Below are 13,918 nucleotides of genomic sequence, written 5' to 3'. Positions count from 1 at the left end.
GATTCTCCGCCCTATCCGCCGAAGAAGGTGAAGCGCCGGACTCCGCGTCTCCAGATCGCCGTGCAGAGCAACGTGAAGAGGAGCAGCCAGCCGAGCTGTGTCGCGTACGCGAGGAAAAGCTCGCCGCCCTGGAGGGTTCCCGCCGCTATTTCCGCGGGCATTCCGAGCATCGCCCAGAACGGAAGCAACTGCCCCGCCGACTGGAACGGCTCAGGCAGGAAACTCAGCGGGGCGGCGGTTCCGCCCAGCAGGAAGATCAGCGTTTCGCCCACGCCGACCGCCCCGTGCGCCCGCTGGGTCCACAAAGCCGAGAGCGCGAGCGAATACGTGAAGACGAATCGCAGCGCGCCGGCCAGCACGATCGCGGGAACGGCGGCGAGAACGGCCGTCAGCTCCAGCCGGACACCGACGATCACCGCGATCACGACGACCACCGGCAGGCCGAAGGTCAGGTGCCAGAACCGCATGGCCAGGTTCTGGCCCAGGTACGAGAGCACGACGGGCTTCGGCTCGACCATCGTCTGGTCGAAGGTGCCCTCGTAGATCTCGTTGGAGACGGTGTGGTGCTCGTACGAGACGGTCATCAGCTGCACCAGGAGCAGCACGAGGTAGTACGTCGCGACGGTCCGGTCCGCGTTCAGCGCCGACATCCAGACCAGGAGGCCGAGCAGCGGGGTCACCGTCTGGCCGACCACGAGCGTGATCAGGAACGAGCGCAGGCTCCACCACATCACCGAGCTGCGCCAGACCGACAACCACAGCAGGCGGCCGAGCCGGATCACGTGCCCGTTCACCGCGCGCCGTCGCGGTAGAAGCGGTCCATCACGGTCTCCAGCGGCGGGTCCTCGACCGCGAGATCGGCGACGGCGAGGCCGGCCAGCAGCCGGCTGGTCACCGACGGCACGTCGTCGCGCGGCACCCGTAAGGTGACCGGGCCGGTCGCGGAGGTGTCGTCGATCGCCTCGACCTCGCCGAACTCCTCCCACGCGACGCCGGCTCCGTCGGCCAGCGTGACCCTGACCCGTTTGTACGGCGAGAGCCGGCCGGCCAGCGTCGCGAGCGGCCCGTCGTACTGGAGGCGCCCGCCGTCGATGAGGATCACCCGGCGGCACAACGACTCGACCTCGGCCATGTAATGGCTCGTCAGCAGCACCGTGGCACCCGTGCTCGCGGCGTAGCCGGCCACGAAGCGCCGCAGCGTCGCCGCGGCCGAGACGTCGAGCCCGATGCTGGGCTCGTCCAGGAACAGCACCCTGGGCCGGTAGAGCAGCGCCGAGGCGAGCCCGGTCCGCATGCGCTCGCCCAGGCTCAACGCGCGCACCTGCCGGTTCAGCAGCGGCTCCAGGTCGAGCAACTCCCCCAGCTCGGCGAGGTTGGCGCGGAAATCGGCGTCCGGCACGTCATAGAGCACTTGGCGATAACGAAAGGCGTCCATGACGGTCAGCTCGGCCGGCCCGCCCATGGGCTGGCTGCCCCGAACCAGCGCCATTTGCTGGAGATATTCGCTCTGGCGGCGCCAGGGGGTGAAACCCAGCACCCGTACCTCGCCGGCGGTCGGATGCAGGATTCCGGACAACATTTTCATCGTGGTGCTCTTGCCGGCGCCGTTCGGCCCGAGAAAGCCGACCACTTCGCCGGCGGCCAATTCGAAGGACAGGTCGGTAACGGCGTCGACCTGACGATATTCGCGGCGGGCGACCGATCTGAGCGCCGCCCATAACCCGGACCGGCGCACCGGCGCGCGATAGGTCATTCCGAGTTTCTCGGTCACCACTACGGGCCCGGACCATGCTTCTCGAACACGATTCGCCACCGTAGTCACCCTAGTGGGCCGCTATGACACTACGGCTGGACTTCGCGGCCCAGCGTGAACCAGAAGGTCGGCACCGAGTTGGTGCCCGGTGTGACGTCGAGCAGCTCCCAGCCGGTGAACCTGGCGCGCAGCTCGTCGGCGGTGACGCCGGCCGCCCACGACTTGATCTCGGTGGTCGGGTTGGCGAGCGGCTCGGGGCCGTACCCGAACATCAGCAGCCGCGCTCCGGGAGCGGCGCGCCGGGTGAGCCCGGCGGCATAGGCGTCGCGGCGGTGCAGCGGGATCCCGCAGAAGCAGCTCAGGTCGAAGAACAGGTCGAACGGGCCCGGCGCGTCGAGCTCGTCGAGGCGGGTGGCGTCTCCGTGCAGCAGCCGTACCGCGACTCCCTCCTCTGCCGCCTTCTCCCTGGCCCGCTCGACGGCGCGGTCGATCAGGTCGACGGCCGTCACGTCCCAGCCGTGCCGGGCGAGGTGGACGGCGTTGGTGCCGGTGCCGCAGCCGAGTTCGAGCACGCGGCCGGGCGGCAGGCGCCGTGGCCCCTCGGTGAGGGCGACCAGCTCGGGGGGCGTCACGCCGGTGTCCCACGGCGGCTTGCCGTCGCTGTAGAAGCCCTCCAGCGCGCGGTGGACGGTCTCCTCCTCCTGGTCGCGCGGTTCCGGCTTGCGGGTGACGTCCATGGTCTCCTCCGAGTATTTGTAGTTAAACTCTAGTGATGGACTCTAGAGATATACTGGTACCATGGACGACGTCAAGCGGCCGGACAAGCGGGCCGAGCGCTCACGCCGCACCCGCGCGAAGCTCGTCGAGGCGGCTCGCGAGCTGTTCATCGCGCAGGGGTACGGGGCGACGAGCCTCCAGGAGGTCGCGGACCGGGCGGGCGTGGCCGTACAGACGGTCTATTTCGTCTTCCGCAACAAGCGCACGCTGTTCAAGGACGTCGTCGACACGTCGATCGCCGGGGACGCCGAGCCGGTCGCCACCATGGACCGCGAGTGGTTCCGCGCCGCGTGCGCCGAGCCCACCGCGGCCGGGCAGGTGCGCGCGCACGTCCACGGCACCCGCGAGATCCTGGGCCGGGTCGCCCCGATCATGCCGCTGATCGCCGCCGCTGCCGCCACCGACCCGGAGATCGCCGCCCAGTGGCCGGACGGCCCCGACCCGCGTTACACCGTGCAGCACGCGGCGGCCGAGGCGCTGGTACGCAAGCCCGGCGCCCGCCCCGGCCTCTCCGTCGAGACGGCGGCGGATCTGCTGTTCGGGCTGCTCAGCCCGGAGCTCTACCTGATCTTCGTCCGTGACCGCGGCTGGTCACCGGACACGTGGGAGGAGTGGGCCCGCACCACCTTGACCGCCCAGCTCTGCGCCGCCCCTGACTGAGGCCGCCGATGGGCCCGGCCACGGCCCCGTTGACGACGACAGCCGTCACAGCCGATGGGGAAGGGGGAGCCACGGGTGCGATCCGCTCAGCCACGCCTCGTCGATCTCCCTGCCGGTGAGCCGTGCGACCAGGGTCAAGGCAGACGTGACGCAGGTGGCCAGGGATGGGTGGTAGCCGTTCGGGTCCCATGCGTGGAAGTCGCCGAACGCCTCCGGCAGCGGTCGCTCGTCGTCCTCGTCCCCCACCGAGTACCCGTTCTCCTCCATCCACTCCGACCATTCCGCGAAGGCCGGCCGGTCCGGCGGGAGCTCAGGATCCGTCATCCAGCTCGTGTCCTCGACATCGAACATCAGCCCCTCGGCCGGCGGATCGAGAGCGTCCGGGGCATTGCCGTACCGCTCGCCGGGGACGGTGACGCTGAACCGAGTCGTGTAGTACCCGTCCGACACGTACTCCAGATCGCGTACGCCGTTCAGCCCTCATCCCACGCTGAACTCCGCGGCGAACCCGTAACGGTGCGACCTGTGCCACAGATGCTCCGAGCGTCGCATGTCGCGCCTTCCTACCGAGGGCCACCCCAGCGCCGCCGTTCGCCTCCGCTGCTGCCGGACACCACCTTGGCATGATCCGTCCTGCTTCCGTTCCTCTTGGTGCGCCGGCGACCACGACGTCGCGGCTGTCTAGGCGGTAGCAGGTGTTCGGTCTCGGACAGCAGTACGGTCATGTCCGGCTCGGTGTCCTGGAACGCCGCCAGCTCAGCCCGCAGCTCCACCTGATCTTCGTCCGCGAACGCGGCTGGTCACCGGACACGGGAGAGGAGTGGGCCCGCACCACCTTGAGGCATCCAGGACTCCACGCCGGAGCATCGCTGATCAAAATCCGGTGAATCAACCCTCTCGTTATGACCCGGCTGAACACCGAACCGAGGCGGACGGCGACCGCGTACTTCCGGGCAATCAACATCCGGGAGGGCAGTCATGGCCATCCGATCCTTACTTCTCACACTCGTCGTCGCGGTGTCACCCGCCGCCGCCTCCGCTACCGGACCGCGGAGCGCCGTGCCGGACTGCGGCCGCAAATACACACACGGAGTGCCGGGAAGAATCAAAGTCATCATGCAACGACGAGGTGGGGGCAGCACCAACGGCAAACGATGGATCGCGTACTACGTCGAGACCCAGGTCCCACTCGAAGGAGATGGTGTGCTCAACAGAGCCGGATCCAAGGGCGTCCTACAGCGCACGTGGGGCAAGCAGTACAACGAAACCCGGTATCGCTGGATCCAGCGGAAACTCTCGTGGGCGACACCGCTCAAGAAACAATGGGAAGTTCACTACAACATCAAGGTCGAGCCGGGCTCACAGGTGAGAAACGAGGGACAGCTGCTGGTGGCGGGCTACAATGGCTATGTAGCCGCCGCATGGTTCTCATGCTGGGCCCGCTGACCACGACCGGAGCCGGATCGGATTACCATGGCGATGCCCAGGGCAGAGACGATCTCGCGCGTCCTTGATGGCACCAAGCCTCTGACGCAACGGATACCCAGCCCCGGAGAAGCCGGCGCCGTCGCCCGCTGGCGCTCCGCTGACGGCCTCGGCGCAGTGCTTTTCATCAGACACCGCCGAGACGGAATGCTGGCCGCCGAGCTGTCCCTTGCCGTGCGTGACGCCGCGGGGAGATGGCGGGACCTGGAATTGGACTCGGGTACGAACGAATATCCCGACATTTTCTCGACGCCGCGAGATCCTTCCGGCGCCGTCCCTCTGGGCATCACGGAGACTCTCGTCTCCGAGGCGGAGTTCCGAAATGGGACGGCGACCACCGCGCGATTTCTCGAAGTATGGGTCGGCGACGCGATCACCTCGGTCACGTGCGCTACCAATTCAGCCACAACCGAACAAGAGGTTTCGCCGCTCGGTGTCTGCCTGGCGGGCGTTGTCGGAGAAGAGAGCGCGGCGGTACATGTGCGCGTGGGAAACAAGACGCTGCACGTCATTTCCCTGTCCGAAGCTCCCGTCGAATAGAAGCGTCCGCGGAAGATGTCGGCCTGACGCTTTCGCACCTTCCTCCACCGGCGGGCGGGCGTTCGTGAACGCCGTGGCCTGAGGGGAAGCCGGGCAGCCGGTCGACAGCCTGGGTCGTGCGGATGGGCTCATCCGCCGGCCGACGTTCACTTCATCGGGGTCCATGACCGGTGAACCGGGTCCCAGCGGTAACGGGCACCGCTCTCGTGGTCGCCTTCGAGCAGGCGCACGATGGCGAGGCGGGCGTCCAGGTCGAGTTCGGAGGGAAAAGCGAAGCTCGTACGGTGGCCTTCGATCTCGATGATCAACAGGGGCTCGTCCCCGGGTTCGCCACGGGAGAGCGCGACGCGGCGCGCCGCCCGGCACAGGGCCTGCCAGGTCGATTCGCCGGCCTTTTGCAGGAAGGCGTTGGAGTAGGTGGCGAGCGGGACAGCGACCAGCAAGGTCCAAAGGTCGATCACCGCACCGGCGCGGCGCCCCTCGAAGGGGCCTGCGTCGGCGGCCACGTCGAGATCGTCGAGGAGCTGGAAGATATCCTGCTGCACCCGTTCCGGCAGGGCCTTCGGATAGCGGATTCGCACGGGGAGACTCCTTGGGGTCAGATTCCGGTGCAGGTGAAAGCGGCCCAGTAGTCGGGATGGGCGTAGGGCCGCACGTGGTCGGCGTCGCGCCGCGCCTTGCTGTTGAGCCGGTACGGCCAGGGGACGGCTCCCTCGACGTAACGCAGAAACTCGGTGAGCGTGCTGTCGCGCATCCAGCGCTGTGCCTGCCGCAACGCCTGTGCGGGCGATCGGCGGCCACCGTCCCAGAGCTCGTAGAAACGCATGACCATGAGCAGGGTGGCGAAGTCGTCGACCTGCCACAGCGTGCCGATGATGCCGGGAACGCCCGCCTGGAGCATCGCGCTGGGCAACCCCACCACCTCATCGAGCAGGGAGGCACCGGGTACGCCGCTCTCGCAGGCCGACAGCACGGCCATGCGGGCGCCCGGCAGGCGCTCGCCGAGAACGTCCTTCACCGTGATCCGTCCCCCGCTCACCAGGAGGCTGCTCTCCAGCGGGTCCCGGTGGTCGACCACGCCGTGACAGGCGAAGTGGTAGACGCTGTGCCTCGGCAGTTCGGCGATCACTTGCTGCGGTCGCGGCACGCGTAAGATCCGCGTGCCGGGAAAGCGCCGCCGTACCATCGTGATCTCGTCGTCGACGGCGTGCAGCCGGTTGCCGGCGTCATCGCCCGGGTCGGCGACCATCAGATGCGCGGATCCGGCTGACGGGAGTCTCGCGGCCGCGTCGGACAGTACGCGGGCGTTGGGGGTGTAGGCGACGGTGACCCGGTCCAGCATGGTCGCGTGCAGCGGCAGGGCGGCGAGAGGACCGGCGGGGATCAGCGTCACCGAGTCGAGCGGTCCGAGGGCGCGCAGCAGCGGATCCGTGATCGTGACCGACATCCAGTCCAGCGTGCCGGAGAGGACTTCCCGCCATTCCACCTGGCCCAAGGAGTCGGCGGCGGCCGGCCCTCGGCGGTAGGCGCCGACGCGGTCCTGTACCTCTTCGCCGGTCAGCTCCGGGAGCCGGACGAGTCCGGGCCGCCGGCCGCCGTCCACGACGGTGAGCGCGTAGCCGCCACGCTCACCGGAGAAGAGGTAGACCAAAGGAGTGATCAGGGAGGCGTCCTGCACGTCCTGATAGCGGGGGGCGGCACGGAAGCGCTCGAAGCCGGGCAACGCACGGATCTCTTCCACCAGCGCCTCCCACCGGGCCCGGGCCTTGGTGATGAGCTCGCGGCGGGCGCGGGCGGCGGGGTCGAGGATCCAGGACTCGCCCGGTCCGGCGGCGAGGAGTTCCAGCCTGCGCAGCTCCCCGGTCAGCTCCAGGTGCTCATCGGCGAGGCGCTGGTGTCCGAGGGCCCTCAGCTTACCGACGATCTGCTCCCGTTCCACCGTGTCGGTGAGCAGGAGCGCCCGGCTCGTCTCGAGCGTCACGACGGCCTCTCGGTATCTGCGCTCGGTGATCAGCCAGTGCGCGGCCTCGGCGGCGGCTCCCTGCGCCTCCCGTACGATCTTCTCCTGTTGTCCCCTGGTCAAGGCGCTGAGCGCGAGCCGGCGTGCCGACTCCAGCGCTTTGCGGTAAGCCTTGACGGCCTCCTGCGCGAGGCCGTGCTCGGCCGCGGCGGCGCCCCAGGCCATGGCGGTGTTCGTGGCCCGCTCCGGGGAGTCGGTGACGGCGTGGTCATGAGCCCGTTCGAAGTGTCTCAGTGCGGCGGGCAGCCGGGCGTCCAGCGAGCCGGGGTCCAGACGCGCCGCCGCCAGAAGGACCTGAGCGAGAGCGGTCTCAAGGAGAGCGGGCATCCAGCCGTCCAGCCGCGTCGCGAGCGCTGAGCGGATGCGCTGTTCGACGTCTGTCACCTGATCGAGGCGGGGCGCGCCCATGTCGATCAGCATCGCCAGCGCGGGGAGGATGGCCACGCGGTCGAGCGCCAGATGACGGGGTGTCCGGTCGACGGCTTCGAGCACGATGTCGAGGTCCGGGGCTTCGGCGGTCAGGCCGTTGACGTACAGCATCGTCTCCATGAACACGCGACGCAGGATCAGATCCGCTCGTCGGCTCGGCGGCGCGACTTCCAGCGCGAGCGCGCACGCCCTCAGGACGTCGTCGACGAGTTCGGGCGCGGGAGCGGAGGCGCCCTCGACGAATCGGGCGCTCTCCCAGGCCAGGCGCGCGTACGCGAGCTCCATCCGCTGCAGCCGTACCGACAGGACGACGCCGGGCAGGTGGCTCAGGGGCCGCGCGGCGGCGGCCAGCCGCTCGACGGCCCGCTCCATCGCCGAGAAGTCGCCCTCCGTGCTCTCGAACGTGTTGGCCACGTCGACGAGCAGGTCGGCCGCGATGCAGCGGCGTACGGGATCGGGGTCTCGCTCGGACAGACGCGTCAGGATGGTCGCGGCGCGCTCCAGATTCTCCCGCTGATAGCTGCCGAGCAGGGTGTTGTGCAGCGCCCGGGCCAGGTTGAGCTCCAGCCAGCCCCTCTTGGCGGGGTCGTCGCCCACTCTGGCGAGCCGGGCCTCGCAGACGGCGGCCACGCGCGCGGCGTCACCCGAGGTCATCGTGGTGAGGAACCCCTGCTGCAGCCGGGTCTCCTCCTCCTGCGCCAGGGCCTTGAGGCTGACCGCCACGATCAGTAGGGCGCCGCCGGCCAGCACCGGAGCGGCGAGGGCCGGGTCGGGAAGGTGTTCGGTGGTGAGCACGAACAGGGGCACGGTCACCGGCAGGACGCGGAGCGCCAGCATGAGCCGGAGCTGCCGGCGGCTCGCGCACAGAACACGCCTGCCGAGCTCGTACCGCAGCCAGAAGGTCACCCCCCACGGCACGCTGGTCACCAGGGTGAACCAGAGGCTGCGCTCGACGCCGAACCCGGCCACGAGCATGCAGGCGAAGAACACCACCAGGGACAGCGCTCCGGCCAGGACGTGCCGGAGGACCAGCGTCGCCGTGGAGGACTTCCAGTCCGCGAGGCTCAGGGTCGACACATGTACACCTGGACCTGCTGGGGGCGCAGCACCCGATCGCCCAGGAGATAACCGTTGCGCACGATTCTGGCCACCTCGCCGTGCCGGCCGCCGTCTTCCGTGATGACGGTGCTCAGCACCTCCTGAACCTCGGGGTCGAAGGGCCCGTCCTGCCGCGCCACCGGCGCGACGCCGTACTTCTCCAGGACGGCGAGCAGCTCGGCGTGCAGGGACTTCGCGAAGTCGGTGTCGGCCTCGTCCACGCTCTCGATGCGGTCGGCGAGCAGCACCAGGTCGTACAGCAGCGGCCGTAGCGCCGCCCCCTCCATGCTCTGGCGCATCCAGCCGAGCTGCTCGCTCAGGGCCGCGGTCGCCTCCCTGTTCTCGCGGTCCGTCAGCAGGCGCCGGCGGAACAGGTCGAGCAGGCCCGCGAGGTCCTCCTGGATGGTCTGAAGCTCGGACATCTTCTCTCCTGCGTTCATGAGGTACGGGAAACCCGGTACGACCTGGTGTCTCGCTCGGTCACCTGCCAGCGAGGCCGGTAACAGAGCGCTGCGATGCCAGCCCCCGTCCCCACCACCAGCAGGAAACCGAGGGGCATCAACGCGCCGTCGCCACCGAGTGCCGCGCCGATGACGAAGAGGAAGGCGGCGAACACGCCGAGCACCATGAGCAGGCAGCCGCACCCCATCGAGGCGCTCGCGGAGAGGGCCGAGCCGAGGCCGGACAGCAGTCGCTTGCCGTCGAAGACCCGTTGCGTGGCGGCCAGGGCCAGCGAGTGGAGGTACTGCAGCCGATGGGTCAGCTGCTGGTCGGGGGGAGACAGGCTGAGCGCCCGCCCGGACAGCTGGGCGACGTCGTAAGCCTGCTGGGGATGGATGATGACGGGCGTGCCATCGGTCAGATGATCGGCCGCCTGGTCGGCCAGTCCGTGCAGGGCCAGGCCGGCCAGCACGCGGGCCTGCGGGGTCGCACCGCCGACGGCCAGAGCGGAGTCCAGGATGGGCAGGGCCTCGGCGTAGCGCTCGCCGCGCAGCAGTTGCTGGCCGAGGAGCAGCTGGTACGTGGGGTTGTGACGGTCGAGCTCGTGCGCCGTGCGATAGGCGATCAGGCCGTTGGCCCAGGCCCCGATCGCGCTGAAGGCCTCGCCTCGGATCGCGTGGTACTGCGGCTGGAGGTGGTCGAGGCGCAGCGCCTGCTCGATCTCGTGCAGGGCCAGGTGCGGATTGCCGCCGCGCATGCTGGCCTCGGCGCGTGCCGCCCACGCCTGCGGGTCCTCCGTGGCGGCCTCCGCCCGGTCGTCCGGCGGACGCGCCGCCCGTTGCCGGTCGTACGCGGCCCGCCTGGCCGGGTCCAGCAGTTCCCGCTCGGCCACCTCGATCAGCTCGACCATGCGCTCCGCCGCCTGACGGCGGTCGAGCTCGGGGGCCGAGGAGGCCCGGCTGATCCAGAGCCGGCGCTGCTTCTTCACCGCCTCCTTGATCGCGGCCTCGTCGGCTCCGGGATCGATCTCCAGCAACTCGTAGTAGTCGTCCATCAGATGACCTCGGCCGCGCGCAGCCGGTCACCGGCCGCCCGGAGCTGACCGCCGTCCATGTTGGCGACGCGCTCGATCTCGAACTCTCCCCAGTGTTGCCCGGTCTGCCCGTCCGTGACCTGCACATGGATGATCGCGTCGATGTCGTACGAGAGGCGCACTTCCACGGGATGGCCCTCGGGCAGGCCGGCGACCGGGATCCTGATCTCGGACTGGCCGATGACGTTGACGTACGCCATGTCCGTGTCCTCGCCCTCGGTGACCTTCAGCAGGATCCCGCGCTGGTCGTGATACATGGTCGCGTATTTCTTGGCGACACCGCAGGGCAGCCGGCTGTTGCGGGGGACGATCACCGAGTTCTCGACTCGTTCGCCGTCGGCGAGCACTTCGACGCCCAGCGACTGGGAGGTGACGTCCCGCACAGCGGTGAGAGCGCCTCCCGTCACCTGCGCGAGAGCGTCAGGGGCCGCGGAGTTCTCGGCCGCGGCCAGAATCGCCGCGCCCATCGCCACCACTTCGTCCTGTGCCACCCCGCGTTCGGCCGGGCGGCCGCTCATGCTCTCCAGCAAGCGGGTGACCATCGGCATGCGCGTGGATCCCCCGACCAGCAGCGTCCGATCGATCTGGGCCCAGGACAGGCGTGCCTCCTCCACCACCTGGCGGGCCAGGGACTCGGTCCGGCCGAGCAGGCTCGACGTCATGCGCTCGAAGGTCTCGCGGGTCACCTTGACGTGGTGATGGGCCCCGTCGACCGACAGCACGATCGAGCACTGCTCGCTAGTCGACAGGGTCCTCTTGGCGATCTCGGCCTTGTCCCGCAGCTCGGCGATGCGCGCCTCGTCGCCGGCCAGGACGCTCGCTCCCCCCGCCGCCACGATCTCGGCGTCGACGTGCTTCATCAGCCGGTTGTCCCAGTCGTATCCGCCGAGGTTGCGGTCGCCCGCCGTGGCCAGCACCTCCAGTTCGTCCCCGGCCGAGCGCATCACCGTGACATCGAAGGTGCCGCCGCCGAGGTCGTACACGAGGAAGACGCCCGCGTCGGCATGCCGCAGGCCGTACGCGATCGCGGCGGCGGTCGGCTCGTTGAGCACCCGCAGCACCTCGAGACCAGCGATGGTGCCCGCGTCGCGGGTCGCCGTACGGCGGGCGTCGTCGAAGTAGGCGGGAACCGTGATCACGGCGCGGTCGACCGGCTCACCGAAGTGGAGCTCGGCATCCTCCTTCAGCCGTTTGAGTATGAGCGCCGAGATCTCCTCGGGGCGCAGGTCCTTACCCGCTTCGGTGGTGTAGACGATGCTCTTCTCGCCCATGTGACGCTTGACGAACTGGACGGTGTCCTCCGGCGCGCTCGCCGCCGAACGCTTGGCCTGGCTGCCGACGATCGCGATGTCGCCCTGGAACAGGACGACCGAGGGAGTGATGCGCTCGCCCTCGCGGTTGGGCACGATGTCAGGGACTCCGGCGTCGTTCAGTGCCGCCATGGCGCAGTACGTGGTTCCCAGATCAATGCCGATGACTCTTCCCATGGTCCGATCCCCCTTGTCTCGTCATCCCCGTCGGGCAAGAAGAGCACGGAACGTTCCAAGAAGGAGCACGGCCGGCTGACCAAAATGTCACGGAGGCCGGTGTGCGTGGAGATATACCTGGCCAGAAGGGGAAAAGTGCGTCTGATCCGAATATTCGGATTGTTCGCTCAGAATTCGGATCTGTGCCAGGAGCCGGTGCAGGTGGGCCGCCTCCTGGCGCGCGTTCGACGCGACCGTGGATCTCGCGTCCAGACGCGACGCCAGGCCGGCGGCCACGGGGACAAGTTCCGCAGCCTCATGGATCCGGCCGGCCGCCGACAGGACGCGGCCCGGCTCCAGACCGGGCGTCACGGCGCCGTTCGCCACGTCGTCGTCCCTGGACGGCGCGAGTCTGCGCAGCAAGGCTCGGGCATGCGCGCCGAGCAGTTCGAGCAGGGGCCGGTGCTGACCGTCGTGCGGATCCCAGTGGCGCAGCGCCAGCGTGAGCACGTCGACGAAGGTGGCGGTGACCCGCCGGGATGCGGCCACCTGGACCTGGGTGCGGGACACCTCGGCGATCAGCGGGTGTGTCGTCACGCAGACCCCGTACGGGGAAGGATCAGCGTGCACCTCGATCAGGTTCATGTCGTGCAGGGCCTGCAGCGTTCGGCGGAGCCGGTTCGCGTCCAGGCCCAGGCCGTCGGCGGCCAGTTCGATCACGATGACGGGCAGCGGCGTGCCGGGGGCGAAGTGCGCCAGCAGGTGCAGCAGCAGCCGTGAGGCGCGGTGTCCCTGGCGCTCCAGTTCGTCCAGCGAGATCTCCCAGGTCCGCAGGATGCTCAGGCCGGCGGGTGTCGGCTGCTCGTCGAGGATGGAGACGTCGCGCTCCAGCGCCGTTGTGTACGCCGCGAAACTCCCGTGCACCGCGAACGGCGAGGAGAGATGTCGGCCGGCCAGGACGAGTGTGAGGGGCAGGTGCCCTAACCGCGCCGACAGTCCCTGCGCTGAGGCGGACGAGCCGGCCCCGGGCGCCAGATCGAGAAGGACGGCGGCGCCCGCCTCCGGCGATAGCGGGCTCATCACGTGGCGGGCCACCAGGTGACCCCAGGCCGTGCGGCCACGCATGCGGGAGGTGACGAGAACGAGACCGGCGCCCCCGCCACGCACCCATCCGGCGCCGTCCGCGGCCTTCCCCCGGCCTGTCGCCAGTGCTTCGAGGCTGTCGGCGCCGTCCAGGACGAGCAGCCATCCGGCTCCGCCGCTCCGGTCCAGATGGGACCAGAGCAGGTCGGCCGGGCTGCGCCGGCCCGCTCGCGCATCGTCCAGATGCGCGGCCGGAGCCCCGAGTTCGAAGGCGATCTGCAGCATGCTTTCTAGCAGCGTGGAGGCGTCGGCGGCCACCCACCACACCGTCCTCCCGGAGTGGACGGCCCGCGCGGCCACGGACAACGCGACCGTGCTCTTCCCGCACCCGCCCATGCCCGTGACGACATGAGGGCGGCCGTCGGGACGGACGAGCAGGTCGCACAGATCCTCGATGATCTGGTCCTGCCCGTGAACCCGGGCGGGCAGGCGTCCGAGCGGCGGCGCCAGGGAGGCCGCCTGCCGTACGACCGGCGGTGGCGGCGTGGCACGCGCCTTCGGCACCGGCACGGAACTCCGCTCGGCGAGCGCCATGTGCCACAGAGAGACGAAAGCCCCTGGGCTGAAGCTGACACCGCGCTCCTTGCACAATTCGGTGACCACACTCGTCAGCGAGGGGAACCACCGCCGCGCGGGCAGCGAAACGCCCGCGGTCCAGTCGTGCACGCGCGGCGCAAGATTCTTCCTGCGCTGGTCCGGGATGTGGCCGTCCTTCTCGAGTTGCCGGGCCATACGCCGGGCGAAGGCGACCTGAGAGATATGGGCGCGGGTCAGGATGTTCGCGAGCTGGCTCGCGAAGACCTGCCTTGGAGAGGGTTTCGCGGAAATGCTCGACATGGCCGTTTCATATCTCCAGGACATGGCGGGATCGGTCACGTCATATGGAGTATCGCGCGGCGAAACGGCCGCCCAGACGGCCGCCTGACCGTCAGCCAAAGACCATCAAAGTGGGATGAGCCGGGATATTTCGCGGTTTCATCAGTCGATCATCGGGCACCACGCCGGAGCCAGTG

General features: G+C 69.3%; 14 protein-coding genes. 4 read left to right on the top strand and 10 right to left on the bottom strand.

Translation table 11 applies throughout. From position 1 onward, the window contains the following. Positions 1-11: 11 nt before the first annotated feature. The 3 genes from ABFX54_RS19815 to ABFX54_RS19805 form a co-directional block, all read right to left on the bottom strand. The gene (locus tag ABFX54_RS19815) at positions 12-794 is read right to left on the bottom strand and encodes an ABC-2 family transporter protein (RefSeq protein ID WP_346106791.1); all 783 of its coding nucleotides are present in this window, start codon (positions 792-794) and stop codon (positions 12-14) included. After that, positions 791-1,753 carry an ABC transporter ATP-binding protein gene (locus ABFX54_RS19810; RefSeq protein WP_346106789.1) on the bottom strand — a complete coding sequence of 321 codons (963 nt, stop codon included), beginning with the start codon at positions 1,751-1,753 and terminating at the stop codon, positions 791-793. Before ABFX54_RS19810 ends, ABFX54_RS19815 begins: the two co-directional genes overlap by 4 nt. A gap of 89 nt (positions 1,754-1,842) precedes the next feature. Next, positions 1,843-2,490, bottom strand: coding sequence for a class I SAM-dependent methyltransferase (locus ABFX54_RS19805; protein WP_346106788.1), 648 nt, complete (start codon positions 2,488-2,490; stop codon positions 1,843-1,845). Positions 2,491-2,551: 61 nt separating this feature from the next. On the opposite strand from ABFX54_RS19805, the gene ABFX54_RS19800 reads away from it, so the two are divergent. Beyond that, complete coding sequence (locus ABFX54_RS19800; RefSeq protein WP_346106787.1) at positions 2,552-3,190, top strand: TetR/AcrR family transcriptional regulator; 639 nt, start codon at positions 2,552-2,554, stop codon at positions 3,188-3,190. A 45-nt stretch (positions 3,191-3,235) separates the two neighbouring features. Here ABFX54_RS19800 and ABFX54_RS19795 read toward each other — a convergent pair whose 3' ends face one another. Then, positions 3,236-3,640: a hypothetical protein gene (locus ABFX54_RS19795; protein WP_346106786.1), complete on the bottom strand. Its 405-nt coding sequence runs from the start codon at positions 3,638-3,640 to the stop codon at positions 3,236-3,238. Between the two features lie 245 nt (positions 3,641-3,885). Here ABFX54_RS19795 and ABFX54_RS19790 point away from each other — a divergent pair, with 245 nt between their 5' ends. The 3 genes from ABFX54_RS19790 to ABFX54_RS19780 all read left to right on the top strand — a co-directional run bounded on the left by ABFX54_RS19790 (position 3,886) and on the right by ABFX54_RS19780 (position 5,215). Next, positions 3,886-4,077, top strand: a complete 192-nt coding sequence (locus ABFX54_RS19790) for a hypothetical protein (RefSeq protein WP_346106784.1) — start codon at positions 3,886-3,888, stop codon at positions 4,075-4,077. Between the two features lie 91 nt (positions 4,078-4,168). Then, positions 4,169-4,636: a hypothetical protein gene (locus tag ABFX54_RS19785; RefSeq protein WP_346106783.1), complete on the top strand. Its 468-nt coding sequence runs from the start codon at positions 4,169-4,171 to the stop codon at positions 4,634-4,636. Between the two features lie 33 nt (positions 4,637-4,669). Beyond that, positions 4,670-5,215, top strand: coding sequence for a hypothetical protein (locus ABFX54_RS19780; protein ID WP_346106781.1), 546 nt, complete (start codon positions 4,670-4,672; stop codon positions 5,213-5,215). A gap of 146 nt (positions 5,216-5,361) precedes the next feature. Here ABFX54_RS19780 and ABFX54_RS19775 read toward each other — a convergent pair whose 3' ends face one another. From ABFX54_RS19775 to ABFX54_RS19750, 6 genes are all read right to left on the bottom strand, one after another. Then, complete coding sequence (locus ABFX54_RS19775; RefSeq protein WP_346106779.1) at positions 5,362-5,796, bottom strand: hypothetical protein; 435 nt, start codon at positions 5,794-5,796, stop codon at positions 5,362-5,364. A 17-nt stretch (positions 5,797-5,813) separates the two neighbouring features. Continuing rightward, a complete protein-coding gene (locus ABFX54_RS19770) occupies positions 5,814-8,741 on the bottom strand; it encodes a CHAT domain-containing protein (RefSeq protein WP_346106778.1) in 2,928 nt (975 codons plus the stop codon). Then, positions 8,729-9,184, bottom strand: coding sequence for a nucleotide exchange factor GrpE (gene grpE, locus ABFX54_RS19765; RefSeq protein ID WP_346106776.1), 456 nt, complete (start codon positions 9,182-9,184; stop codon positions 8,729-8,731). Before grpE ends, ABFX54_RS19770 begins: the two co-directional genes overlap by 13 nt. A 14-nt stretch (positions 9,185-9,198) precedes the next feature. Next, positions 9,199-10,257: a J domain-containing protein gene (locus ABFX54_RS19760; protein ID WP_346106775.1), complete on the bottom strand. Its 1,059-nt coding sequence runs from the start codon at positions 10,255-10,257 to the stop codon at positions 9,199-9,201. Beyond that, positions 10,257-11,783 carry an Hsp70 family protein gene (locus ABFX54_RS19755; protein WP_346106774.1) on the bottom strand — a complete coding sequence of 509 codons (1,527 nt, stop codon included), beginning with the start codon at positions 11,781-11,783 and terminating at the stop codon, positions 10,257-10,259. The genes ABFX54_RS19760 and ABFX54_RS19755 overlap by 1 nt, the downstream gene beginning before the upstream one ends. A gap of 87 nt (positions 11,784-11,870) precedes the next feature. Continuing rightward, positions 11,871-13,742, bottom strand: a complete 1,872-nt coding sequence (locus ABFX54_RS19750; RefSeq protein ID WP_346106772.1) for a hypothetical protein — start codon at positions 13,740-13,742, stop codon at positions 11,871-11,873. Between the last annotated feature and the right edge of the window lie 176 nt (positions 13,743-13,918).

The sequence above is a fragment of the Nonomuraea maheshkhaliensis genome (assembly GCF_039529435.1).
Taxonomy (GTDB): domain Bacteria; phylum Actinomycetota; class Actinomycetes; order Streptosporangiales; family Streptosporangiaceae; genus Nonomuraea; species Nonomuraea maheshkhaliensis.
Note: the sequence above shows the minus strand (reverse complement) of the source record. Positions and strands in the feature narration are given on the sequence as shown.

Bases quoted from the DNA above. Each gene is read 5' to 3' on its own strand.
- ABFX54_RS19810 (WP_346106789.1), bottom strand. From the start codon at position 1,753: ATGACCTATCGCGCGCCGGTGCGCCGGTCCGGGTTATGGGCGGCGCTC.
- ABFX54_RS19805 (WP_346106788.1), bottom strand. From the start codon at position 2,490: ATGGACGTCACCCGCAAGCCGGAACCGCGCGACCAGGAGGAGGAGACC.
- ABFX54_RS19800 (WP_346106787.1), top strand. From the start codon at position 2,552: ATGGACGACGTCAAGCGGCCGGACAAGCGGGCCGAGCGCTCACGCCGC.
- ABFX54_RS19785 (WP_346106783.1), top strand. From the start codon at position 4,169: ATGGCCATCCGATCCTTACTTCTCACACTCGTCGTCGCGGTGTCACCC.
- ABFX54_RS19780 (WP_346106781.1), top strand. From the start codon at position 4,670: ATGCCCAGGGCAGAGACGATCTCGCGCGTCCTTGATGGCACCAAGCCT.
- grpE (WP_346106776.1), bottom strand. From the start codon at position 9,184: ATGTCCGAGCTTCAGACCATCCAGGAGGACCTCGCGGGCCTGCTCGAC.
- ABFX54_RS19760 (WP_346106775.1), bottom strand. From the start codon at position 10,257: ATGGACGACTACTACGAGTTGCTGGAGATCGATCCCGGAGCCGACGAG.
- ABFX54_RS19755 (WP_346106774.1), bottom strand. From the start codon at position 11,783: ATGGGAAGAGTCATCGGCATTGATCTGGGAACCACGTACTGCGCCATG.
- ABFX54_RS19750 (WP_346106772.1), bottom strand. From the start codon at position 13,742: ATGTCGAGCATTTCCGCGAAACCCTCTCCAAGGCAGGTCTTCGCGAGC.